Raw genomic sequence first — 23,488 nt, 5'->3', positions numbered from 1 at the left:
TGGAGTGCCAGGAATTCGAGTGCCCGTGGCGCCGGGAATGCGTTAAGCCGATTGTCGAGCAGGGCCGCTGAGCGGTCGGCAACCGGAATGTTTCGGTTCCTCGAATGACGCGACGGCGCGCAGCCGGGATCATCGGCACGAGGGGCGGTGGCCGCCGTCCCTCATGCCGGATTTGGCGAGTTCGTCCGCCCGTTCCCGCTGCGGAATGATCGTTATGGCCGCTATTTTCGGATCTCCCCAACCCGCCCGATCGCATGGCAACTCCATATAGGATTGCCCTTCGGAAATCGGAAGTTTAATCTCTTAGCCATGCGTGCGGCTCGGTCGATCCGCGGTCCATGCTTCGCGCCGTTTCCGTGCCGCTTCGAGCCCCCGGTCAGGCGGACTTCCGAACGCCGCTTCCCGAAGATAACGGCTCCCGATGCCGGATTCGCGCGAAAGCCGCGGGGCTCCGGCCGGAGCAAGAATCAGCCCTCGGTTTTTCCAAGGATGGCCTGATCCCTTCGGGCGCATTCATATCCGTCGGACATTTTCGAATCACCAGATTGCATACCTTTATGAGAATCGGCGTACCTAAAGAGATCAAAAACGAAGAAAACCGTGTCGCACTGATTCCGCATTACGCGGCGATGCTCGTCCGGGCGGGGCACGAGGTTTCGGTCGAGACGGGTGCGGGGCTCGGTTCGGGATTCGGGGACGACGAATATATCCGGGCGGGAGCGCGTATTTGCAGAGCCGAGGAAGCCTGGAGCGCGGATCTGGTGCTCAAGGTCAAGGAGCCGGTGGAATCAGAGTATCCCTATCTCCGAGACCAGATCGTCTTCACCTTTTTTCATCTGGCGGGGAGTCCCCGTTCGCTCACCGAGCTCTTGCTGGAGCGCCGCACGACGGCGGTGGCTTACGAAACGCTGGAGGATTCGTTCGGACGGCTGCCGATTCTCGCACCGATGAGCGCGGTCGCCGGCAATATGGCCGTCTTGGTCGGCGCCTATTACCTGGCGGAATTCAACGGCGGCAAGGGCGTGCTGATCGGCAATGTTCTCGGAACACGCCATGGGCGGGTTTTGATCGTCGGCGACGGAGTCGTAGCTTTTCATGCCGCTCAAACGGCCTGGGGGCTCGGGGCCCGGGTTTCGGTCGCGGGCATAGATGCGGCCAAGGGCGAGCGGATGCGGCGCGAGATTGCAGCGGGCCTCGAGTTTTTCGCTTCCGAGCCGGAAGCTGTCGCGCGGCGGGTGCGCGAAGCGGATTTGGTTATCGGCGCCGTGTTGCGGCACGGGGCCAGGACGGACTATGTGGTGACCGGGAATATGGTCGGATCGATGCAGCCCGGTTCGGTCATCGTCGATGTCAGTATCGATCAGGGCGGCTGCGTGGAGACCTCGCGGCCCACGACCCATTCGAAGCCGGTTTACGAGAAGCACGGCGTAATCCATTACTGCGTGACCAACATGCCCGGCGCCTATCCCCGAACATCTACCCTCGCTTTAACCGAGGCGTCCTTTCCATATGTTCTCCGTCTGGCCGATCAGGAATTGGCGGCGGTGCGGGACGATCCGGGATTTGCCAGGGCCATCAACACTTATCAGGGGTATCTTACCTGCAAGCCGGTGGCCGAGGTTTTCGGGCTCGCGGAGCGCTACCGGACGTTTGCCGCACCGTGATCGTCCGAGGATTGCGGCGGAGTCGCGCGGTTATCGGCGTTCGTCTTCTTCGTTGAGAAAGTCGTCCAGGGTGAGGTTCCGCTGATCCGATTCGTGAAGGTCCGAATCGGTGTAGCCGAGGTCGTCGATTTCCACGCCGTCGAAAGGGGCGCTCCAGTCTTCGGGCGGCTCGACGGGCACGAATGGCGACTCGTACCAGGAAGCGAAATCGAATTCGCCGAGGTCGCCATCAAGATATTGAATTTCTATGACGTCATGTTCCTCGTCCAGTGCGACGACGCGGAACGATCTCCCGGTTTCGGCATCTTGATACCAGCTTTCGAGCAGCGGATCTGCAACCGTTGGCATGGCTTTATCCTCCGATAATGCTTGGAAACATGGCTTCCGAAAGGAATGACCCATTCGCCGGTCGCGGGGAAGCATAGCACGAGTCGTCGGCGAAAAAACGGGGCGGCCGGATCCGATGCGGGTACCGAAAAGAGGCTTAGTTTTTCCCCACCAGTGCGACGATCGCTTCGCTCAGTTGGCGTCTTTGAAGATCGCTGCTTAGCGGGTGATCCTGATGGTCGGTGATATAGAAAATGTCTTCGGCCCTGCTGCCGATGGTGGAAATCTTCGCGTTATAGAGCCGCACGCCGCATTGTCTGAACGCCTGGCCAACCTTGGATAAAAGACCGGGGCGGTCGGTGGCGACGAGTTCCAAAATCGAGTAACGGTTTTGCGGGTCGTCATGGAAATAGATTTGAGTGGGCACCGCGAAATGTTTTATTTCCCGCGGTTCGCGCCGGTGAACGCGAAGCGGCGTGCGGCTCGGCTCCAGCAGGCATTCGCGCAATCGGCTACAAATCTGGGTCTGCCTCAGATGATCGTTGATCGGCTCCCCGGTCTGTTCGAGCACATGGTAGCTGTTCAGCACGTAGCCATCGGCGGAGGTCACGATCTTGGCGTCGAAAACGGTGAGCCCGAGTTGATCCAGAACCGCCGTGCTGTAGGCAAATATAAGGTCTTGGTTTTTCGCGTACAGGAAAATTTCCGCGCTCCCCCTCTGGCTGACCGGGCGCAGCAGGACCAGAGGCAAATCGCCCGGCTTGCAGGCGCTGATGGCTACCGTGTGCCAGGCGATTTCCTCCGCCAGGTAGCGCAGGAAATATTCGTCGTTAACCATTCGCCAGACTTTGGCGATGGTTCGGTCGCTGATACCCAGCCGTCTGAGTAGGGCATGGCTCTCGGCCTTGACTGCGTTGATCTTTTCCTCTTGTTCCAGCGGCTTCGCGAGGCCCCGGCGGAACGCCCAGCGCGTCGCGAGGTACAGTTCCTTGAGCAGGGCGTCTTTCCACGAGTTCCACAGGCTCGGGTTAGTGGCGCGAATATCGGCCACGGTCAGGAGATACAGATAGTTCAGCGTGTCCTGGTCGCCGACGGCGGTGGCGAACTCGTGAATGACGTCGGGATCGCTGATGTCCTTCCGCTGAGCGGTCATGGACATGAGCAGATGGTTCTGAACCAGCCATTTGACCAGGTCGGTGTCGCTGCGGTCCAGCCCGTGGCGCAGGCAGAAGTCTTCGGCGATGGTCGCTCCGATCATGGAATGGTCGCCGCCGCTGCCTTTGGCGATGTCGTGCATCAGGCCCGCGATGTAGAGAAGCTCCGGTTTTTCGATGATCTCGAAGATTTCATGGCAGAGGGGGTGCTCGGTTCTGTGTTTCTCCAGCGCAAACCGCCTGAGGTTGCGCACTACGAAGAGCGTATGCTCGTCCACGGTATAAACGTGGAAAAGATCGTATTGCATGCGGCCGACGACGCGGCCGAAGGCCGGAAGATAGGCTGCCAGAATGCCGTAGCGGTTCATCCGCCGCAGTTGATGCGTGATGCCGCCCGGTTGGCGCAGGATATCCATGAAAAGCCGGCAGGCTTCGGGGTCTTTGCGGAAATCTTCGTCGATCAGGTAGAGATGCTGCCGGATGAGACGGATCGTCGCCGCGCGTATGCCTAGCACGCTGGTGTTTTGCTGCAACAGGAGGAATATTTGCAGCAGCGCCAGCGGTTGTTCCCGAAACACGTTCGGGTGCAGGGCTTCGATGTAATTGTTGACCGCCTGGAAGTTTCCGTTTATCGGCAGGATGACGGCGTCCTCGTCGCTATGCAGCACGGCTTCCTTGAACAGTTGCAGCAGCATCTCGTTCAGCCGCTCGAGCCCCATGACGGTGCGGAAGTAGCGCTGCATGAACTGCTCGACGGCTTGATTGATGTTGGGGTCCCGATATCCAAACTGGCTGGCCAGTTCCTTTTGGTACTCGAACAGCAGGCGGTCCTCGCTGCGCCCCGTCAGGGTATGCAGCGCAAAGCGGAGTTGCCAGAGGAAATGTTGCGCCTGCATGAGTTCGCCGTGCTCGGCTTCGGTTAGCCAGCCGCGCAAAAGCAGATCGTTCAGATTCGCGGCATTGTAATGACGCTTGATGATCCAGCCGATGATCTGAATGTCCCGGAGGCCGCCCGGACCTTCCTTGATGTTGGGCTCCAGATTGTAGGCCGTGTCGTGGTACTTGGCGTAACGGGCGGCCTGCTCGGCCATCTTGGCTTCGAAGAATTCTTGGGATGGCCAGATATGCTCGGGGCCGATGCGCGCCCACAGACCTTCGAACAGCGGCGCGGACCCGTGCAGCAACCGGGACTCCATCAGATTGGTGATGACCGTCAGGTCTTGGCGGGCCTGGTCGATACACTCATCGACCGTGCGCGCGCTGTGAGCGGGTTTGAGGCCGATGTCCCAGAGTAAATTGAAAAAATCGGCCAAGCCCCGCCGGTAGGAGCGGTCTTCCGCCCGGTCGGCGCTGCCGTCCCGATGTTCGAGAAGGATCAGGACATCGATATCGGAGTGAGGATGCAATTCGCGTCGGCCGTAACCGCCTACGGCGATGAGCGCAAGATGTTCGGCGTCGGGGCCGAGAAAGTGGTTCCAGCAGGCCCCGAGCAATTCGTCTATGAAATCGGAGCGCGCCCGAATCAATTCGGCGGCCGGAACGCCGGCGTGGAAGCGGGCGGCTAATTCCGCATTGTGCTGTTGGATGTGTTCTCTGAGCGCTTTGATGCGCCTGGAGGACGAGAGGATATGGTCATAATCCGTCGAGTTTAAGGCGGCCGTTTTCAATCGCGTGTGCCTCTTCTTGCCGCAGGGTGAGAATTTCGTAACCGTCTTCCGTAACCAGAACGGCATGCTCCCATTGCGCGGACAGGCTATGGTCCTTGGTTACGGCGGTCCATCCGTCGGGAAGGATTTTGACGTAGCGTTTGCCCAGATTGATCATGGGTTCGACGGTGAAAATCATGCCGGGTTCCAGCGCTATGCCGGTATTGGGTTTGCCGTAGTGGAGCACCTGGGGGTCTTCGTGAAAGCTTCGGCCTATGCCGTGCCCGCAGAATTCCTGCACGACGGAATAGCCGTGCGATTCCGCATGCCTTTGGATGGCGAAGCCGATGTCGCCCAGTCGCGCGCCCGGGCGTATTTGCTGGATTCCGAGATACATGGATTCCTGGCAGATTTTGACCAGTCGTTTGGCGCGTATGGGCACTTCGCCGACGAGAAACATCTTGCTGGTGTCCCCGTGATAGCCGTCCTTGATCACGGTGATGTCGATGTTGACGATGTCGCCGCTCTTCAGTTTCTTCGGACCCGGTATGCCATGGCAGACCTGATGGTTCACCGAGGTGCAGATGGATTTCGGGAAACCTTTGTAATTCAGCGGCGCGGGAATGGCTTTTTGGACGTCGACGATGTAATCGTGGCAAATTTGATCCAGCTCTTCGGTCGTCGCGCCGGGAACCACGAATGGCTCGATCATTTCCAATACTTGTGCGGCGAGTCGCCCGGCGACACGCATTTTCTCGATTTCGGCAGGCGTTTTAAGGATGATGCTCATCGCAGGATTCGTTGCTTCCCGTCGTGTGGCGCTCGGTAGAGCGGGGGGTGTGGGAAAAGTGTCGGATTGTTGAATAAAGCAGGTTATGGTATAAATCGCTGCCATTTTTGGCAATAACACACACGCACCGTCACGTCCGGCGGGGTGCCGGGTCCCTGTGATCCGGTCGTCGGTCGGGGTGCGTGGAGGCTCAACCCGGATGCCGGTTTCAGGCCGGCAGAGATCAATCAGGAGATTCGAATGTCCAATGTCACCATGCGCCAGATGTTGGAGGCCGGCGTGCATTTCGGCCACCAGACGCGCTATTGGAATCCCAAGATGGCTCCGTATATTTTCGGTGCACGGAGCAACATCCATATCATCAATTTGGAGAAAACGATCCCGCTGTTCAACGAGGCCATGAAATACCTCGAGCAGCAGGCGGCCAACAGAGGCAGAATTCTTTTCGTAGGCACCAAAAGAACCACGCGCAAGGTCATCGAAGACGAAGCCAAGCGCTGCGGTATGCCCTACGTGAATTACCGCTGGCTGGGCGGAATGCTCACCAACTTCAAAACCATCAAGCAGTCCATCGCCCGCATGAAAGAGCTGGAAGCGATGCGCGACGACGGCCGGTTGCAGCGGTTCAACAAGAAAGAGGCGCTCGGCATGATGCGCGAGCTGGAGAAGCTGGAGCACAGCCTGGGCGGAATCCGCGATATGGACCGGCTCCCCGATGTGATGTTCGTCATGGACGTGGGCTATGAAAAGAATGCCATCAGCGAAGCGAAGAAGCTGGGCATTCCGGTCGTCGGCGTGGTCGACACCAATAACAGCCCGGTCGGCATCGACTATGTCATACCGGGCAATGACGACTCCATCCGCGCGGTTCAGTTGTATGCCCAGAGCGCCGCGACGGCGATCTTGCAGGGCAAGGCGCACAGCCTGGATTTTGCCGGAGCGGAAGATGAATTCGTCGAGATGGAGTCGGCCGACAAAGTCGAATCCGATCCCGATGCGGAAGCGGCTAACGCATATGGCGAGTGACGGCGCGCGTTTTTTCTTCCGCGCCTGACCAAGTTCGAAACGCCTCCATAAGGGGGCGTTTTTATAAGCGTAAACGCTTGAAAAGAAAAGTTAAGCAATCAATCATGAGGTTCGGTCAATGAATATCAGTGCCGCAATGGTGAAGGAACTCCGCGAACGCACCGGTTCGGGGATGATGGAGTGCAAGAAGGCATTGCAGGAAGCCAACGGAGATATGGAGGCTGCTGTAGAGTTAATGCGGAAAGCCGGTCTTGCAAAAGCGGACAAGAAATCCGGCCGCACCGCCGCCGAGGGCAGCATTTCCGTGAAAACGAGCGCGGACAGCAAGAATGCCGTGATCGTGGAAATCAACTGTGAGACCGATTTCGTCGCCAAGGGCGATGATTTCGCGGGATTCGCCAATGACGTCGTCCAGGCCGCGCTGGACTCGACGGCCGGTTCGCTCGATGAGTTGCTTGCCGCGACGATGCCGTCCACCGGTTCCAGCGTGGAGGAAACACGCCGGGCGATGATTGCCAAGATCGGCGAGAATATCAACGTGCGCCGGTTCGAGCGCATCAAGTCGGAGAACGGCATCGTCGCCAGCTATCTGCATGGCGCCCGTATCGGCGTCCTGGTGGAGTTGATCGGCGGCGATCAGGAATTGGGTCGGGATATCGCGATGCATATCGCGGCCAGCAAACCCTTGTGCGTGGACGAAAAGGGCGTGCCCGCCGAAACCGTCGCCAAGGAACGGGACATCGCCAAGGCGCAGGCTGAAGCCGAAGGGAAGCCTGCCAATATCGTCGAAAAAATGGTAGAAGGCAAAATCAAGAAATTCCTGGGGGAAATCACCCTGCTCGGCCAGCCTTTCGTCAAGGATCCCGATCAGAGCGTCGGCAAGTTGCTGAGCGGTCGGGGAGCGAGCGCCGGACGTTTCGTCCGCTTTGAAGTCGGCGAAGGTATCGAGAAGATCGAGAGCAATTTCGCCGAAGAAGTGATGGCGCAAGTACGGGGCAGCTAAACGTTCGTGAACGGAATCCGGCGGGAGCGCTGTCGCGGCGTTCCGCCGGATCTTGCGGATAACCAATCGACAACACAAAATTTGAACCTATGAGCGCACCAAGATACACCCGAATCCTGCTAAAGCTGAGCGGCGAAGCGCTTATGGGGGAGCAGGGAAGCGGGATCGACCCTCAGACCATCAAGCGTCTCGCGCATGAAGTAAATGACTTGTGTCGAATCGGCGTCCAGGTAGGGCTGGTTATCGGGGGCGGCAACATCATCCGTGGCTCGGAGAAGGCGTCGGAAGGCCTGGACCGGGTTACCGGCGATTACATGGGCATGCTGGCGACGGTCCTGAACGCTCTCGCCATGCAGGACGCTCTGGAAAATCTCGGACAAGCCGTCCGCGTCATGTCGGCCTTGAAGATCAACCAGGTCTGCGAAGATTACATCCGGCGTCGTGCGGTCCGGCATCTCGAGAAAGGGCGGGTCGTCATCTTTGCCGCGGGCACCGGGAACCCGTTTTTCACGACGGATTCGGCGGCAAGCCTCCGCGCGATCGAGATCAACGCCGAGTTGTTGATCAAGGCGACCAAGGTGGAAGGGGTTTATTCGGCGGATCCGCTCAAAGATCCCAATGCGCGATTTTATTCGCGACTGACCTACGACGAGGCCCTGGATCAGCGCCTCAATGTGATGGACGCCACCGCTCTGGTTTTGTGCCGCGACCATAATATGCCGCTGAGAGTGATGAATGTGTTCGAGCCGGGTGCCGTCATGCGCGTGGTCCTGGGCGAAGATATTGGATCCTTAATTGAAACCGGTAAATAACCATGATCGATGATGTTCAAAAACGCACCACGGAGCGAATGAAGAAAAGTATCGAGGCGCTCAAGCATGAGCTTGCCAAGATAAGAACCGGCCGAGCTCATCCCAGTCTCTTGGATCACATCATGGTGTCTTATTACGGCAACGAGGTGCCGTTGACGCAAACCGCCAACGTTGCTGTCGAAGATGCCCGCACGCTGACCGTGACGCCGTGGGAGCGCAGCATGGTTCAGGCTATCGAAAAGGCGATCATGACGTCCGATTTGGGCTTGAATCCCTCGACGGCCGGCTCGGTCATCCGCGTCCCCATGCCGCCGCTCACCGAGCAACGGCGGCGCGACCTGATCAAGGTCGTACGCCACGAGGCGGAGAATGCGCGGGTTGCGATCCGTAACATACGGCGCGACGCCAATAACGAGTTGAAGGCCGCGTTGAAGGAAAAGCAAATCTCGGAAGATCAAGAACGCCGCAGCCAAGAGCAAATTCAAAAATTGACCGATCAGTACATCAAAGACATCGATGCCTTATTAGGTGAAAAGGAAGCGGACTTGCTGGCGATTTGAGCGTCCCTGCTTGCCGCGATGTATCCGCTTTCGTCTCTTTCGTCGATTTTCAGTCAGTATTCGATGGTGCCATCCGGCGAAACCGGCTTCGCTAAGGAGCGGTAAGGCGCCTCGCTCCCCAAAATAATGATCAGTTCGGAATTTAAATATGGAAGTGCCCGCTGTCTCTATCGATGATGACCGGCTGCCCCGCCATATCGCCATCGTCATGGATGGTAACGGCCGCTGGGCGAAAAAGCGCTTTCTGCCGCGCACGGCCGGACATCGCGCCGGTGTCGCGTCCGTGCGAAAGGTTATTGAACATTGCCTGAAGCGCCGAATCGAGGCGCTCACTTTGTTTGCGTTCAGCAGCGAAAACTGGCGGCGCCCTCCCCAGGAGGTGTCGTTGCTCATGGAGCTGTTCCTGGCGACCTTGGAGCGGGAAACCGAGAAACTTCACGAGAACGGCGTGCGGCTTCGGGTGATCGGCGACCGGGCGGCATTTTCGCCTGCGTTGCAGGAGAAGATCGCGTCCGCCGAGAGGCTTACCGGCGGGAATACTCGGTTGAATCTGACAATCGCCGCCAATTACGGCGGCCGTTGGGATATTTTGCAGGCGGCGCGCGCACTGGCCGAAAAGGTGGCGCAGGACGGACTGCGTCCCGAGGACATCAGCGCCGATGCCTTTAAATCCCAACTGACGCTGGCGGATCTGCCGGAGCCCGATCTTTTCATCCGAACCGGGGGCGAACAGCGGATCAGCAATTTTTTGTTGTGGCAGCTGGCTTACACCGAACTCTATTTCACGTCCGACTTGTGGCCGGACTTCGACGATCAAGCGCTCGATCAGGCGTTGAAAGATTATGCCAGCCGGCAGCGCCGCTTCGGATATACGAGCGAGCAAGTCGAAGACCGGGTTTCAGAAAACGTTTGCACTAAGACAAGCGAATTCCGTTAATTTAAATATTTACGAGACAGTCATGCTGAAAAATCGAGTCATTACGGCTTTGGTGCTGGCGCCGCTAATCGTTGCCGCGATTTTGTTCTTGCCCGCGAACTATTTTGCGGTGTTTTGGGGCGCGATCATCTTGGCCGGCGCTTGGGAATGGGGGAATCTCTCCGGGCTCGGTAGCTTATCGGCGCGTTTCGGTTTCGTGGGGATGATCCTTCTTTTTCTGCTCGCCGCGCGGTATTTCGCCATCGACTGGGCACCGGGAGAACTGCCGGCGTGGTTTTACTGGCCCGTGGTGGCTTGGTGGTTCTTGTGGGGGATTGCGTTCCGCCGGATGCCCGAGAAGCTGGTTAAAGCCAAGTACCCGCTTGCCGGGAAATTGGCTGCCGGCGCTTTCGTGCTGATCACCGGCTGGGTTTTTATGGTCTGGTTGCGGTTGAATTTTCGCCAGGAACAGGTCCTTTATCTCGTATTTCTCATCTGGTTGGCCGATGCCGCCGCCTATTTCGTGGGCAGGCGCTGGGGGCATACCAAGTTGCTGGAACCGATCAGTCCCGGCAAGACGGTCGAAGGCGTTTACGGAGCTTTATTCGCTGCGCTGGTCTTCGCCATTGCCGTAGGCGTTTTCGTGAAACTCGAAACGATCCTGCTGGCCGACTTCGTTTTCCTGTCCCTGTTCACGGTGCTGGTCTCGGTTTGCGGCGATCTTTTCGAGAGCCTGGCGAAACGGGTTCGCGGCGTGAAAGACAGCGGTACCGTTTTTCCGGGGCATGGCGGAGTTCTCGATCGTATCGACAGCTTGCTGGCGGCGGTTTCGGTTTTTTACGTCGGCTCATTGCTGCTGCCGCTGTTCCTCGCTGTGGGAACGGCCTCTCTGGAAACGGGCGTCGTCATTCCGCAGGAGCCGGCTATCGAAGGTGCGGAAGACGCGTCTCCGCAGCCGGAAAGCGCCTCGGATGAAGGCTTCACGGAGGAAGAAGCGGTCACCGAAGAAAAATCTCCCTCCAACAAGGAAGCTCCCTGATGAAAGGCATTTGCATTCTTGGCTCGACGGGGTCGATCGGCGTCAGCACGCTCGATGTGGTTGCAAGGCACCCGGATCGCTACCGGGTCGTCGCGCTTACCGCCAACAACAACCTGGGGCGTCTGCATGAACAGTGTTTGCAGTTTCGCCCCCCATATGTGGTTTTGCGCAGCGAGGCTCAGGCCGAAGAACTGAGGGAGCGGTTGAGCGCCGCGGGGTTGTCGCGCATCGAGGTGCTAAGCGGCGCAAAGTCGCTGGAAGACGTCGCCGTGCTGCCCGAAGTGGATAGCGTCATGGCCGCCATCGTCGGTGCTGCCGGGCTTCTGCCCACTCTGGCGGCGGCGCGTGCGGGCAAGACGGTATTTTTGGCGAACAAGGAGGCCTTGGTGATGTCGGGCCAGCTTTTCATGGCCGAAGTCGCCAAGTCTGGCGCCAAGCTGTTGCCGATCGACAGCGAGCACAACGCCATATTCCAATGCATGCCGGCGGATTATCGCGCCGGCCAGTCCGCTTCCGGCGTCCGGCGGATTTTGCTCACCGCTTCCGGCGGCCCCTTTTTGCGCAAGCCCCTGGATGAGTTGGACGACGTAACCCCGGATCAGGCGGTCGCTCATCCGAACTGGGTCATGGGCCGGAAAATTTCCGTTGATTCCGCAACCATGATGAACAAGGGGCTGGAGGTGATCGAAGCCTGTTTGTTGTTTAACATGCCGCCCGAGCGTGTTCAGGTGGTCGTGCATCCGCAGAGCGTGATTCATTCGCTGGTCGATTATGTCGACGGAACGGTGCTGGCGCAAATGGGCAGCCCGGACATGCGTATTCCGATTGCCCACGCCTTGGCCTGGCCGGCGCGTTTTGAGTCGGGCGCGGAACCTCTCGATCTATTCAATGTCAGACAATTGGACTTCGAGGCCCCGGACGAAACCCGCTTTCCGTGTTTGGCCTTGGCTTATGAAGCCGTCCGTGCGGCGGGAACGATGCCAGCCGTCCTGAATGCCGCCAACGAAGTGGCCGTCGCATCTTTTTTGGACCATAAAATACGATTTACGGATATTCCGGAGACGATCAAGCATTGTATGGCAACTATCGCACCGGGCCCAGGCAACACGATCGATGCGGTTCTCGAAGCGGACCGTGCCGCTCGTTCGATGGCTGAGTCATACATTAACCGGTTAACGGTGTATTAACGCCCCATGTTTTCGCTCCTGCACACGCTTTTTTACTTCATCGTAGCGTTAGCGATCCTGATCGCCTTTCATGAATTAGGGCATTTTTGGGCCGCTCGGAAGTTGGGCGTCAAGGTCATCCGGTTTTCTCTCGGGTTCGGAAAAATTCTCTGGCGCCACCAAAGAACGCCGGATAGCACCGAATTCACCGTGGCGGTGCTTCCCTTGGGCGGCTATGTGAAAATGGTGGACGAACGCGAAGGCGCGGTGGCGCCGGCCGATTTGCCCTATGCGTTCAACCGGCAATCTCTGATCCGCCGGGCGGCGATCGTAATCGCCGGGCCGTTAGCAAATTTCGTTTTGGCGATCCTGATTTACTGGCTCGTTTTCATGATCGGCGAAACCGGCGTGCGTCCGGTGCTGGGACCGGTTGCCAGTGGCTCGCTGGCCGCGCAGGTCGGATTTGCGGAAGGCGACGAGATCGTGGCGGTGGCCGGCGAAAAGACGTCGACTTGGAGTCAGGCCATGAGCGAACTGCTCGAGCGGACGATGGAAGGCGAGGCCGTTTCCGTCGATGTGAAGACCAAAGCCGGCGAGCGACTGGAGCGCACCCTGAGAGTGCCGGCGGCGCTTGCTCAACAGCCGGATCTGCTGTATCAGCGTTTGGGCTTTCGCCCTTGGGAGCCGGATCTTCCGCCGGTCATCGACAGGGTCGAGCCGGGCGGCGCCGCGGAGATGGCCGGATTGCAGGCCGGCGATCTGGTGGTCAGCGTAGACGGGAGGCCGATCAAGACATGGCAGGAATGGGTGGAGTATGTGCGCGCCCATCCCGAGGTGTCGCTGGATATGGTCGTGGAGCGTGACGGCGCTCGCTTGTCTCTCCCGGTGAAGCCGGCCGCGGTGGACTCGCCCGAAGGGCGCATCGGGAAGATCGGGGCCGCGGTTCGAATACCCGAGCACCTGATCGATTCCATGCGGGTGGAGTATCGTTTGGGCATCCTTCCGGCGTTCGCGGCCGCGCTGGAAAAAACCGGCGATTATTCGGCGCTCACTTTGAAAATGATAGGCCGAATGCTGGTCGGCAAGGCGGCCATCGAGAATCTGAGCGGTCCGATCAGCATCGCCCAGTATGCCGGGAAATCGGCGAGCATCGGCTTTAACCAGTTTCTTAAATTTCTCGCCATCGTCAGCGTCAGTTTGGGCGTGCTGAATTTGTTGCCGATTCCCGTGCTCGACGGCGGGCATCTCGTGTTTTATGCGGTCGAGGCCGTGAAAGGCAGTCCCGTATCGGATCGGACGCAGGCATTTTTTCAGCAAATCGGCTTATTTATTCTGTTATCCCTGATGAGTCTGGCATTCATTCTCGATATCGAGCGATTGCTGACATAAATCGAAACCGAAGCAACACACGGGTACACTCATGAAGACATATTGGGGCGTCGCGATTTTGGGTATGGCGGCTTTGTTTTTCGGGCCGGCCTATGCCGACAATAAAGCCATCGAACAAGCGTTAAAAGAGGCTTTGCCCGGAGTCAAGCCGGATTCGATTACACCGTCCGCCATGTCCGGACTTTACGAGGTGGTCGTAGGGCCGAAGCTGTTTTACGTTTCGGATGACGGCCGGTATTTGTTTCAGGGCTCGATGATCGACGTCAAGGCGCGCGAAGACCTGACGGAAGGCAAGCTAGCCGGCGCCCGCATAGGCGCCCTGAAAAAAGTCGGCGCCGACAACATGATAGTCTTCAAGCCCAAGAGCCCGAAGCACCTGGTATACGTTTTCACCGACATCGATTGCGGCTACTGCCGAAAGCTGCATTCCGAAATCGACCAGTATTTGAAAGAAGGCATCGAGATCCGTTATTTGTTTTTCCCTCGCGCCGGCGAAGGCTCGGATTCCTACAAGAAAGCGGTATCGGTATGGTGCGCGGATGACCGTAATACCGCTTTGACCAAAGCCAAGCGCGGCGACGCGGTCGAAAGCCGGGAATGCGACAATCCTGTCAGCCGGCATCTGACGTTGGGAACGCAAATGGGCGCCGCCGGGACCCCCATGCTCGTCACCGAAAAGGGGAACATACTGCCGGGATATGTGCCGGCTAGCCAGTTGGCCAAGATCTTGGCTCAAGAGAGCGGACAATAGGCGGTTTTTCCGGAACCGCTCCGTATGCCACGCAAGCCGGGCAGCCGCCCGGCTTCGCTTGCAGAAGCCGCGTCGTTTCTTCTGCGTCTGTTTGACCGAGGCGCCGGGTGACTCCCGGCGCTTTGTTCAGATCGCCAATTTCTTCAGGGCGAACAGCAAATCCAGCGCCTGTTTGGGGGTGGTTTCCTCGGGGCTGATCGTTCTAAGCAAATCCATCGCCTGATTGGACTCGGTCGTCGCGAAAAGGTCGAATTGCCGAGTCTCGTTCTGATTGCGGCGTTCCGCATAAGCCTGATTTTCCAGAGCCATCAGTTTTTCGCGAGCGTTGTCGATCACTTTTCTCGGCACTCCGGCCAGCGCCGCCACTTGCAATCCATAGCTCTGATTGGCCGGGCCGTCCTTAACGGCGTGCAGGAAAACGACGCCGTCGCCATGTTCCACCGCGTCCAGGTGAACGTTCCAGACCCCGGGACATTCTTCAGGGAGCGTAATCAATTCAAAATAATGCGTGGCGAAAAGCGTAAATGCCCGAATCTTTCGCGCCAGGTAATCGGCCGTTGCCCACGCCAGCGCCAAACCGTCGAAGGTGCTGGTGCCGCGACCGATTTCATCCATCAGTACAAGGCTCGATGACGTGGCGTTGTGAAGAATATTCGCGGTCTCGGTCATCTCGACCATGAACGTCGACCGGCCGCTGGCCAAATCGTCGGAGGCGCCGATCCGGGTGAAAATGCGATCGATCGGGCCTATCGCCGCCGCTTCCGCAGGCACGTAGCTGCCGATGTGCGCCATCAAGACTATGAGTGCCGTTTGACGCATGTAAGTGGATTTTCCGCCCATGTTCGGGCCGGTAATGATGAGCATGCGGCGGTCGGAGTCGAGTTCCAGGTCGTTGGGAACGAACGGGGTATCGGCGACGGTTTCGACGACGGGATGGCGGCCGCCCGTGATGCGAATGCCCGGCGTCGAGGCCAGTTCGGGCATGGTCAGTTTCAGGCTTTCGGCACGCTCGGCCAGATTGGCTAACACATCCAGTTCCGATAGACCCGAGGCGCAGTCTTGCAGGACCTTTACGTGACTGCCGAGCATATCCAGCAATTCGTCGTAGAGGGCTTTTTCGAAGGCCAGGGAGCGTTCGCGGGCGCTCAGCACTTTGTCCTCGAAGGCTTTTAGCTCCGGCGTGATATAGCGTTCGGCGCCTTTCAAGGTCTGGCGCCGGATATAATCGGATGGAACCTTGTCGGCCTGGGTGCGGGAGAGTTCCAGATAGAAACCCTGCACGCGATTGTAGCCGACCTTCAGGTTGGATAACCCGGTCCGCTGGCGTTCCCGCTGCTCGAGTTCGACCAGAAAACGTTCCGTGTTTTGGCTGAGGTTGCGCAGCTCGTCCAATTCGGGATGATAGCCTTCGGCGATGACGCCGCCATCGCGGATCAGCATGGGCGGGTTCTCCACGATCGCTCGGCTGATGAGTCCGTGGATTTCGGGCCGTTCTTGAATCCGTTTCCGTATATCCATGAACAGCGCGCTTTCCATCGTTTCAAGTCGAGCGAGAAGCTCGGGCAGTGTGCCCAAGGATGTCCGCAGCACCACGAGATCCCGCGGCCGGGCCGATTTGAGGGCAATGCGGGCGACGATGCGTTCGATGTCCCCGATCGATGCCAGGACATCGCGGACGGGCGCATAGCTCCGATTTTCGAGGAGCGCTCGTATGGCCTGGTAACGCTGGTTGAGGACGCTTGGAGCGCGCAGCGGCCGATGGAGCCAGCGCCGCAGCAGACGTCCGCCCATGGCGGTCGAGGTCCGGTCGAGCACACCGAATAGAGTGAGGTCGATCTGACCCGACGGATGATAATCCAGCTCCAGATTGCGGCGGCTCGCGGCGTCGAGGATGATGCTTTCCTCGCCGGTTTCCGTCCGCAAGCCTTGGATGTGGGGTAGTGCGCTTTTTTGCGTATCCTGAACGTATTGAAGCAGGCCCCCCGCGGCGGCGATGGCGGCAGACAAATCTTCGCAGCCGAAACCGGCCAAATCTTGGGTCTTGAATTGGCGAAGCAATCTGTGGCGCGCGCTTTCCGGGTCAAAATGCCACGGCGGACGTCGGGTGATTCCGCGCCGGGCAGCCACGAACGGCGGCGGAGTCCAATCTTCGCTGATGAGCAGTTCGGAAGGATTCAAGCGTTCCATTTCGCCGGCCAGCCTCTCCAGGCTGCCAACCTCTTGAACGGCGAATCTGCCGCCCGCCAAATCCAGTGCGGCGATACCATAAAGCGCACCGGATTGGACGACGGAAACCAGCAGATTTTCTTTGCGATCTTCCAGCAAGCTCTCCTCGGTGACGGTGCCGGGGCTGACGATACGCACGACCTTGCGCTCGACCGGGCCTTTGGACGCGGCCGGATCTCCGATTTGTTCGCAGATGGCGACAGATTGGCCGAGTTTGATCAGACGCGCGAGATAACCGTCAGCGGCGTGATAAGGCACGCCTGCCATCGGTATGCGTTCGCCGGCCGACTCGCCGCGCGCCGTCAGGGTAATGTCCAGGAGTTGCACGGCTTTGCGGGCATCTTCGTAGAACAGTTCATAAAAGTCCCCCATCCGGAAGAAGAGAAGCTGGTCGGGGTGTTCGGCCTTGATGCGCAGGTACTGCTGCATCACGGGGGTATGGCGGGGGAGAGTGGTCGCTTGATCGGTCATCGGCGTAGTTTATCGGATAGAATAAAAGTCCGCGATTGAGCGAAAGGCCCATTCATGTCGGAAGATGAAGCGTTATACGCGTTGGCGTACGAGGTCGGTCGGGTTTTAAGGCTTCAGGGGCGCGTGCTGGCCTTGGCCGAATCCTGCACCGGCGGATGGGTGGCCCAGTGTGTCACCGACGTGCCGGGAAGCTCCGCCTGGTTCGATCGGGGGTTTGTCACCTACAGCAATCGGGCGAAGTGCGAATTGCTGGGAGTGCCGGGCGAGGTCATCGGCGTTCACGGGGCCGTCAGCGGCGAGACGGTGCGCGCCATGGCGGCGGGCGCCTTGAGTCATAGCGCGGCGGATGTGGCGGCGGCGGTCAGCGGAGTCGCCGGACCGACCGGCGGCACGCCGGATAAACCCGTGGGCACCGTATGGTTCGCCTGGCAAAGTCGCGATAGCCTCTGTCGCGTGCAGCGGATGCGATTCGAAGGCGACCGGCGTAGCGTCAGACGGCAAGCCGTGCGTGTCGCGCTTCAAGGGATTCTTGATGTCTGCCGAGACTAAAACGCTCCGCTTGTTTTTTGCGTTGTGGCCGGACGATGCGGCGCGCGCTTCGCTGGCCGGCACCGTCGAGGCGCTTAAACGAGCGACCACGGCCAAATGGGTAAAACCGGAAAATCTTCATATTACGCTGGCTTTTCTGGGGGAAGTGGATGAAGATCGGTTGCCGCTGATCAATCGGGCTGCCGATAGTATCATCGGTCGATCGTTTAAACTGGAGTTGGACCGGATCGAATTCTGGCCGCGTAGCGGAATCGTCTGTCTCTCGCCTGCGAGCACGCCGGAGGAGCTGAAAAAACTGGTAAGCGGTCTAACCGCCGAGCTCGGCGGGGTCGGGTTCGTCATGGAAAGCAGGCCGTACCGGGCGCATCTGACCGTGGCCCGGAAAGCTCGCCCCGGTGTCGTATCGCAAGCTCTCGCCGATCCGATCGATTGGAATGTGCGTTCGTTCGATCTGGTCGAGTCCCGGATCAGTCGCGCCGGTTCTCTGTATCTGGTGCGTGAAAGCTGGAGCTTGCAGAGTCTTTAGGCTATTCCCGATGGTTCGTATGTGAGATAATTGGCAATTATTTACAATGATTTAGTCGGCATTAAGCGAATGGACGAAAACAAAAAGAAAGCGTTGAGCGCAGCGCTTTCTCAAATCGAAAAGCAGTTCGGTAAGGGGTCCGTGATGCGGATGGGCGACGTCCCCGCAATGCGCGATCTCGAAGTCATTCCCACCGGTTCCTTGTCTCTCGATATCGCATTGGGCTGCGGCGGCCTGCCACGCGGACGCATCGTGGAAATCTACGGTCCCGAATCGTCCGGCAAGACCACGCTGACGCTCGAAGTCATCGCTCAAGGCCAAAGGCGCGGCGGGGTGGCGGCATTCATCGACGCCGAGCACGCCCTAGATCCCGTTTATGCGGAGAAGATCGGCGTCAATCTCGACGACCTGCTGGTGTCGCAACCGGATACCGGCGAACAGGCGCTGGAAATCGCCGATATGCTGGTCCGCTCGGGCAGCGTGGATATCGTCGTGATCGACTCGGTGGCGGCTTTGACGCCTAAAGCCGAGATCGAGGGTGAAATGGGCGATTCCCATGTCGGACTTCAGGCCCGTTTGATGTCCCAGGCGCTGCGAAAGCTCACGGCCAATATCAAACGATCGAACACGCTGGTCATTTTCATCAACCAGATCCGCATGAAAATCGGTGTCATGTTCGGCAATCCAGAGACGACGACCGGCGGCAATGCGCTCAAATTTTACTCTTCGGTCCGCCTCGATATCCGCCGTCTGGGAGCGATCAAGAATGGCGACGAGATAGTCGGCAACGAGACGCGTGTCAAGGTGGTGAAGAATAAAGTGGCGCCCCCGTTCAAGAACGCCGATTTCGAGATTCTTTACGGCGAAGGCGTTTCCCATGAAGGTGAATTGGTCGATTTGGGCGTGGTGCACGGCATTTTGCAAAAGTCGGGCTCCTGGTACAGTCTCGGAGCGGAACGCATCGGCCAGGGTAAGGACAATGCGCGTAATTTCCTGAAAGAGCATCCGGACCTGGCTGCAGGCATCGAATCGAAGATTCGCGAAAAAGCCTTCGGTGGCAGCGTTCCGGCAGCGGAGCGGGCCGCCGCGCCCGATGCGTTCGAGGGGGCCGGATCCTGAGCGATTTTCCCGATTCGTTGCAGGCGGTAAAGGCTGTGGCTCTGCGTTATCTTTCGCATCGCGAATACAGTAATTTGGAGTTGCGGCAAAAACTTTGCCGCAAAGGCTATCCAGAGGCCGTGGTCGAGCAAGTCGTTGCCGATTTGGTTTCCCAGGGCTTTCAGAGCGACAGTCGTTTCGCCGAAGTGTTTGCGCGCAGTCGTGCCGAAAGGGGGTACGGTTTGCATCGGATTCGGCAGGAGTTGCGACTGCGGGGTGTCGATACGGACGGCGCGCTGGAGAGCGCGCGTGACTGGGATAACCTCATCCGAAAAATTTATGTCAAAAAGTATGGTGAGACCCTTCCGGAATCGTTCGAGGAGCGTGCGGCGCGAGAGCGTTTTCTCAGGCGTCGCGGCTTCGAGGCGGATCAGATCCGCCGTCTGTTCAAGAGCCTGAGGCATGTCGGCGGCGACTAAGTCCACAAAAATAAGAATAAAACCATCGGTGGCAGCGAAATGACCAGTGCAGAACTGCGTTCACTTTTTCTGAAGTTTTTTGAAGAGCGGCAACACGCGATCGTTCCATCCAGTCCGTTGATTCCGGCCGATGATCCTACTCTGCTGTTCACCAATGCGGGTATGGTCCAGTTTAAGGATGTCTTTTTGGGGCGAGAGGAGCGTCCGTACGTGCGTGCGGCCTCGGCGCAGCGCTGTGTGCGGGCGGGCGGCAAGCACAACGACTTGGAGAACGTCGGGTATACGGCGCGCCATCACACCTTCTTCGAAATGCTCGGAAACTTCAGTTTCGGCGACTACTTCAAGCGCGACGCGATTCACTATGCCTGGGAGTTTTTGACGGGGGTATTGAAGCTGCCGGCCGAGCGACTCTGGGTTACGGTTTATGACCAGGACAAAGAGGCCGAGGCAATCTGGCTCGATGATGTGGGCGTCGATCCCGCGCGATTTTCTCGTATCGGCTCCAAAGACAATTTCTGGAGCATGGGAGATACGGGGCCCTGCGGACCTTGCACCGAAATTTTCTATGACCACGGCGAAGGCATTCCGGGCGGTCCGCCAGGCTCGACCGAGGAGGACGGCGACCGGTACATCGAAATCTGGAATCTCGTATTCATGCAGTACGATCGTGCTTCGGATGGGGTGCTTACGCCATTGCCGAGACCGTCGGTCGATACCGGCATGGGCTTGGAGCGGATTGCCGCCGTCGTTCAGGGCGTACACAGCAATTACGAGATCGACATCTTCAAGGCTCTGGTTAAGGCGGCGGCGGACCTCGCGCAAATCGAAGCTACCGACCATGGCTCGTTGAGAGTACTGGCGGATCATATTCGCTCGTGCGCTTTCCTGATCGCCGATGGCGTTTTGCCGTCCAACGAGGGGCGGGGGTATGTGCTCCGGCGCATCATCCGGAGAGCGATTCGCCACGGCTATAAGCTAGGCATTCGCGACACCTTCTTTTGCCGCTTGGTCGGTCCGCTTTGTGCGCAAATGGGCGATGCTTATCCTGAGTTGGTGGCGGCTCGCTCCATGGTGGAGCAGGTCCTAAAGAAAGAAGAAGAGCGTTTCGCCGAAACCTTGGAACAAGGTATGAGACTTCTCGAGGCTCATCTCAAGGATATGAGCGGCAAGACGGTTCCCGGAGAGACCGTGTTCCAGCTTTATGATACATATGGTTTCCCGGTTGATCTGACGGCCGATTTCGCTCGAGAGCACGGCTTGACTTTGGACATGGAAGGCTTCGAGCGCGCGATGGAGGCGCAACGGGAGCGCGCCCGCGCTGCGAGCCATTTCGCCGCCGATTACTCGCACGACGAACACCTCGACGTGCACTGCGAATTTACCGGCTATGAGAGTTCGTGCGAAGACACGGCCATTGCGGCGGTGCTGCGGGACGGCAAGTCCGTCGAAGCGCTGGCGGCCGGGGAAGACGGTATTTTGATTTTGACAAAGACGCCGTTTTATGCGGAGTCGGGCGGGCAAGTCGGCGATCGGGGTATCATTCGTGCCGGGGAAAATCTGTTCGAAGTGATCGATACCCAAAAGAAGGGCGGCGATGTGATCCTTCATATAGGCCGGGTATCGAAGGGCGCGTTCGCGCCGGGCCTGACTTGCGAGGCCAAGGTCGATGCCAAGGCCCGGAACGCCACGGCGCTCAATCATTCCGCGACTCATTTGTTGCATGCTGCGCTGAGGAAAGTTTTGGGAGACCATGTGACGCAGAAGGGTTCTCTGGTTAATCCTGATCGGTTGCGCTTCGATTTTTCCCACTTCGAACCGGTTGCGGCGGACCAGCTCGAGGCGGTTGAGCGGTTGGTGAACGAGCAGATTCGGGCCAATAACGGCGTCGCGGCTGAGGTTATGTCGAAAGAGGATGCTCTCAGGGCGGGAGCGATGGCTTTGTTTGGCGAAAAATACGGCGATAAGGTACGCGTCCTTCGAATCGGCGATTTTTCAACCGAACTGTGCGGCGGAATTCATGTCAAACGCGCCGGCGACATCGGCTTGTTTAAAATTGTCAGCGAAACGGGAGTGGCTGCCGGAGTCCGGAGAATCGAGGCCGTTACCGGCGAGGCCGCTCTGGATTGGATCGAAAAAAACGATCGCATTTTGCAGTCCCTCGGGGAAAGAATGAAATCCGGGCGGGAGAGCTTGGATGAGAAGGTTGGCCAGCTTCTTGAGAGAAATCGGGTTCTGGAGAAGGAACTGGAGCGGCTCAAGAGCAAAATGGCGACCGCCGCCGGCGATGATTTGGTCTCCCGTGCCGTAATGATCGACGGCATAAAAGTCCTTGCGGCGAAAGTGGACGAAAGCGATCCCAAGGGACTCAGGGATATGGTGGACCAACTCAGGAACAAGCTGGGCAGCGCGGCGATCGTATTGGGATCGGTCAAAGAAGATAAGGTGACGCTTATTGCGGGCGTGACCAAGGATCAGATCGACCGAATTAAGGCCGGCGATTTGGTTAATGCGGTAGCGGTGCAGGTCGGTGGAAAAGGTGGCGGCCGAGCCGACATGGCTCAGGCGGGAGGAACCAATCCGAAGATGCTGGATGCGGCGCTGAAGAGCGTACCGGATTGGGTGCGACGCCATACGGCATAGTTATAAGCGGACTCCAACGAAAAATATGGCTTTATACGTACACAAATACGGCGGCACGTCGGTAGGCAACATCGAACGGATACGGCATGTTGCCGATAATATTATCGAAGCGCGAGGGAGAGGCGAGGGTGTTGTCGTTGTCGTATCTGCTATGAGCGGAGAAACCAATCGTCTCGTAGCCTTGGCCCAGGAGATTCAAGCCCGTCCCGAGCCGCGCGAGTTGGACGTGCTGCTCGCCACGGGCGAGCAAGTTACGATAGCGCTTCTATGCATGGCTCTGCACGAGAAGGGCATCCCGGCGTGCTCGTATACTGGCGGGCAGGCGAGAATCGTGACCGATCGCGCGCATACCAAGGCGCGCATTCTGAACATCGATACCAATCGTATCCTGGATGATCTCGAGCAGGACAGGGTGGTGGTTGTGGCCGGTTTTCAAGGCATCACCGAGGATGGCGATATTACTACCTTGGGCCGGGGTGGATCGGATACTACGGCTGTGGCCTTGGCGGCCGCGCTCAAGGCGGACGAGTGCCTCATCTACACCGATGTGGACGGCGTTTATACCACTGACCCGCGCGTCGAGCCGCGCGCGCGCCGATTGGATCGGATCACATTCGAAGAAATGTTGGAGATGGCGAGTTTGGGATCGAAGGTGCTACAGATTCGATCCGTCGAGTTCGCCGGTAAGTACAATGTTCCTTTACGGGTGCTTTCAAGTTTTAAAAAAGGTCCCGGCACGTTAATCAGTTACGAGGATGTAGACGTGGAAAAGCCGCTAATTTCCGGAATAGCGTTCAATCGCGACGAAGCTAAGTTGACCATCATGGGGGTTCCCGATCGCCCGGGTATTGCCTATAAAATTCTGGGTCCCATTGCAGATACCAATATAGAAGTCGACATGATTGTCCAAAACATCGGAGAGGACGCCACGACCGATTTCACGTTTACGGTACATCGCAATGACTATGGGAAAGCTTTGGATATCCTGCAGGGCATTTGTGCGGAACTTGGCGCTCGCGAAGTCGCCGGCGACGATAAAATCGTCAAAGTGTCTTTGGTGGGGGTCGGTATGCGCTCGCATGCCGGGATCGCCAGCAAGATGTTCGAGGCCCTTGCCAAGGAAGGGATCAATATCCAGATGATATCCACCTCCGAGATCAAGATTTCCGTGGTTTTGAACGAAAAGTATTTGGAACTTGCTGTTCGAAGCCTGCACGAAGCCTTTAATCTTGAGCAGGCGGTGGATGCGGCGTAAC

At 58.3% G+C, this 23,488-nt stretch carries 20 protein-coding genes; 16 read left to right on the top strand and 4 right to left on the bottom strand.

Going from position 1 to position 23,488, the window contains the following annotated elements; genetic code table 11:
• Positions 1-557 precede the first annotated feature (557 nt).
• Positions 558-1,664 (top strand): alanine dehydrogenase, encoded by a 1,107-nt coding sequence (gene ald / locus ACWJKU_RS15310; protein WP_454143578.1) that lies wholly within the window; start codon positions 558-560, stop codon positions 1,662-1,664.
• A gap of 30 nt (positions 1,665-1,694) precedes the next feature.
• On the opposite strand, the gene ACWJKU_RS15305 is transcribed toward ald, so the two are convergent.
• From ACWJKU_RS15305 to map, 3 genes are all read right to left on the bottom strand, one after another.
• Positions 1,695-2,012, bottom strand: a complete 318-nt coding sequence (locus tag ACWJKU_RS15305; protein WP_454143576.1) for a DUF6763 family protein — start codon at positions 2,010-2,012, stop codon at positions 1,695-1,697.
• A 136-nt stretch (positions 2,013-2,148) separates the two neighbouring features.
• Positions 2,149-4,812, bottom strand: coding sequence for a [protein-PII] uridylyltransferase (gene glnD, locus ACWJKU_RS15300; protein WP_454143574.1), 2,664 nt, complete (start codon positions 4,810-4,812; stop codon positions 2,149-2,151).
• Positions 4,778-5,686 (bottom strand): type I methionyl aminopeptidase, encoded by a 909-nt coding sequence (map, locus tag ACWJKU_RS15295; protein ID WP_454143572.1) that lies wholly within the window; start codon positions 5,684-5,686, stop codon positions 4,778-4,780. The genes glnD and map overlap by 35 nt, the downstream gene beginning before the upstream one ends.
• 135 nt (positions 5,687-5,821) lie before the next feature.
• Here map and rpsB point away from each other — a divergent pair, with 135 nt between their 5' ends.
• The 9 genes from rpsB to ACWJKU_RS15250 all read left to right on the top strand — a co-directional run bounded on the left by rpsB (position 5,822) and on the right by ACWJKU_RS15250 (position 14,243).
• Positions 5,822-6,607, top strand: coding sequence for a 30S ribosomal protein S2 (gene rpsB, locus ACWJKU_RS15290; protein ID WP_454143570.1), 786 nt, complete (start codon positions 5,822-5,824; stop codon positions 6,605-6,607).
• A gap of 118 nt (positions 6,608-6,725) precedes the next feature.
• A complete protein-coding gene (gene tsf, locus ACWJKU_RS15285) occupies positions 6,726-7,610 on the top strand; it encodes a translation elongation factor Ts (protein WP_454143568.1) in 885 nt (294 codons plus the stop codon).
• Between the two features lie 89 nt (positions 7,611-7,699).
• Complete coding sequence (gene pyrH, locus ACWJKU_RS15280; protein WP_454143566.1) at positions 7,700-8,422, top strand: UMP kinase; 723 nt, start codon at positions 7,700-7,702, stop codon at positions 8,420-8,422.
• A gap of 2 nt (positions 8,423-8,424) precedes the next feature.
• Complete coding sequence (gene frr / locus ACWJKU_RS15275; protein ID WP_454143564.1) at positions 8,425-8,982, top strand: ribosome recycling factor; 558 nt, start codon at positions 8,425-8,427, stop codon at positions 8,980-8,982.
• Between the two features lie 148 nt (positions 8,983-9,130).
• Entirely contained in the window at positions 9,131-9,919 is a 789-nt protein-coding gene (gene uppS, locus ACWJKU_RS15270; protein WP_454143562.1) for a polyprenyl diphosphate synthase, read from the top strand.
• A gap of 22 nt (positions 9,920-9,941) precedes the next feature.
• Positions 9,942-10,937, top strand: coding sequence for a phosphatidate cytidylyltransferase (locus ACWJKU_RS15265; protein WP_454143560.1), 996 nt, complete (start codon positions 9,942-9,944; stop codon positions 10,935-10,937).
• Entirely contained in the window at positions 10,937-12,124 is a 1,188-nt protein-coding gene (gene ispC / locus ACWJKU_RS15260; protein WP_454143558.1) for a 1-deoxy-D-xylulose-5-phosphate reductoisomerase, read from the top strand. Before ACWJKU_RS15265 ends, ispC begins: the two co-directional genes overlap by 1 nt.
• 6 nt (positions 12,125-12,130) lie before the next feature.
• Complete coding sequence (gene rseP / locus ACWJKU_RS15255; RefSeq protein WP_454143556.1) at positions 12,131-13,492, top strand: RIP metalloprotease RseP; 1,362 nt, start codon at positions 12,131-12,133, stop codon at positions 13,490-13,492.
• Between the two features lie 31 nt (positions 13,493-13,523).
• Positions 13,524-14,243 (top strand): DsbC family protein, encoded by a 720-nt coding sequence (locus tag ACWJKU_RS15250; RefSeq protein WP_454143554.1) that lies wholly within the window; start codon positions 13,524-13,526, stop codon positions 14,241-14,243.
• Between the two features lie 126 nt (positions 14,244-14,369).
• Here ACWJKU_RS15250 and mutS read toward each other — a convergent pair whose 3' ends face one another.
• On the bottom strand, positions 14,370-16,940 hold the full coding sequence (gene mutS, locus ACWJKU_RS15245; RefSeq protein ID WP_454143552.1) for a DNA mismatch repair protein MutS: 2,571 nt from the start codon (positions 16,938-16,940) through the stop codon (positions 14,370-14,372).
• A gap of 54 nt (positions 16,941-16,994) precedes the next feature.
• On the opposite strand from mutS, the gene ACWJKU_RS15240 reads away from it, so the two are divergent.
• From ACWJKU_RS15240 to ACWJKU_RS15215, 6 genes are all read left to right on the top strand, one after another.
• A complete protein-coding gene (locus tag ACWJKU_RS15240) occupies positions 16,995-17,489 on the top strand; it encodes a CinA family protein (RefSeq protein ID WP_454143550.1) in 495 nt (164 codons plus the stop codon).
• Positions 17,473-18,015 (top strand): RNA 2',3'-cyclic phosphodiesterase, encoded by a 543-nt coding sequence (gene thpR, locus ACWJKU_RS15235; RefSeq protein ID WP_454143548.1) that lies wholly within the window; start codon positions 17,473-17,475, stop codon positions 18,013-18,015. The genes ACWJKU_RS15240 and thpR overlap by 17 nt, the downstream gene beginning before the upstream one ends.
• A 69-nt stretch (positions 18,016-18,084) precedes the next feature.
• Positions 18,085-19,134 (top strand): recombinase RecA, encoded by a 1,050-nt coding sequence (gene recA, locus ACWJKU_RS15230; RefSeq protein WP_454143546.1) that lies wholly within the window; start codon positions 18,085-18,087, stop codon positions 19,132-19,134.
• A 35-nt stretch (positions 19,135-19,169) separates the two neighbouring features.
• On the top strand, positions 19,170-19,592 hold the full coding sequence (locus ACWJKU_RS15225) for a regulatory protein RecX (protein ID WP_454143544.1): 423 nt from the start codon (positions 19,170-19,172) through the stop codon (positions 19,590-19,592).
• A gap of 39 nt (positions 19,593-19,631) precedes the next feature.
• Positions 19,632-22,232 (top strand): alanine--tRNA ligase, encoded by a 2,601-nt coding sequence (gene alaS, locus ACWJKU_RS15220; protein ID WP_454143542.1) that lies wholly within the window; start codon positions 19,632-19,634, stop codon positions 22,230-22,232.
• 25 nt (positions 22,233-22,257) lie between these two features.
• Entirely contained in the window at positions 22,258-23,487 is a 1,230-nt protein-coding gene (locus ACWJKU_RS15215) for an aspartate kinase (RefSeq protein ID WP_454143540.1), read from the top strand.
• The last annotated feature ends 1 nt before the right edge of the window (position 23,488 follow it).

It is taken from the genome of Methylocaldum sp. MU1018 (assembly GCF_053646775.1).
This window is presented reverse-complemented; position numbering and strand designations above follow the sequence as displayed.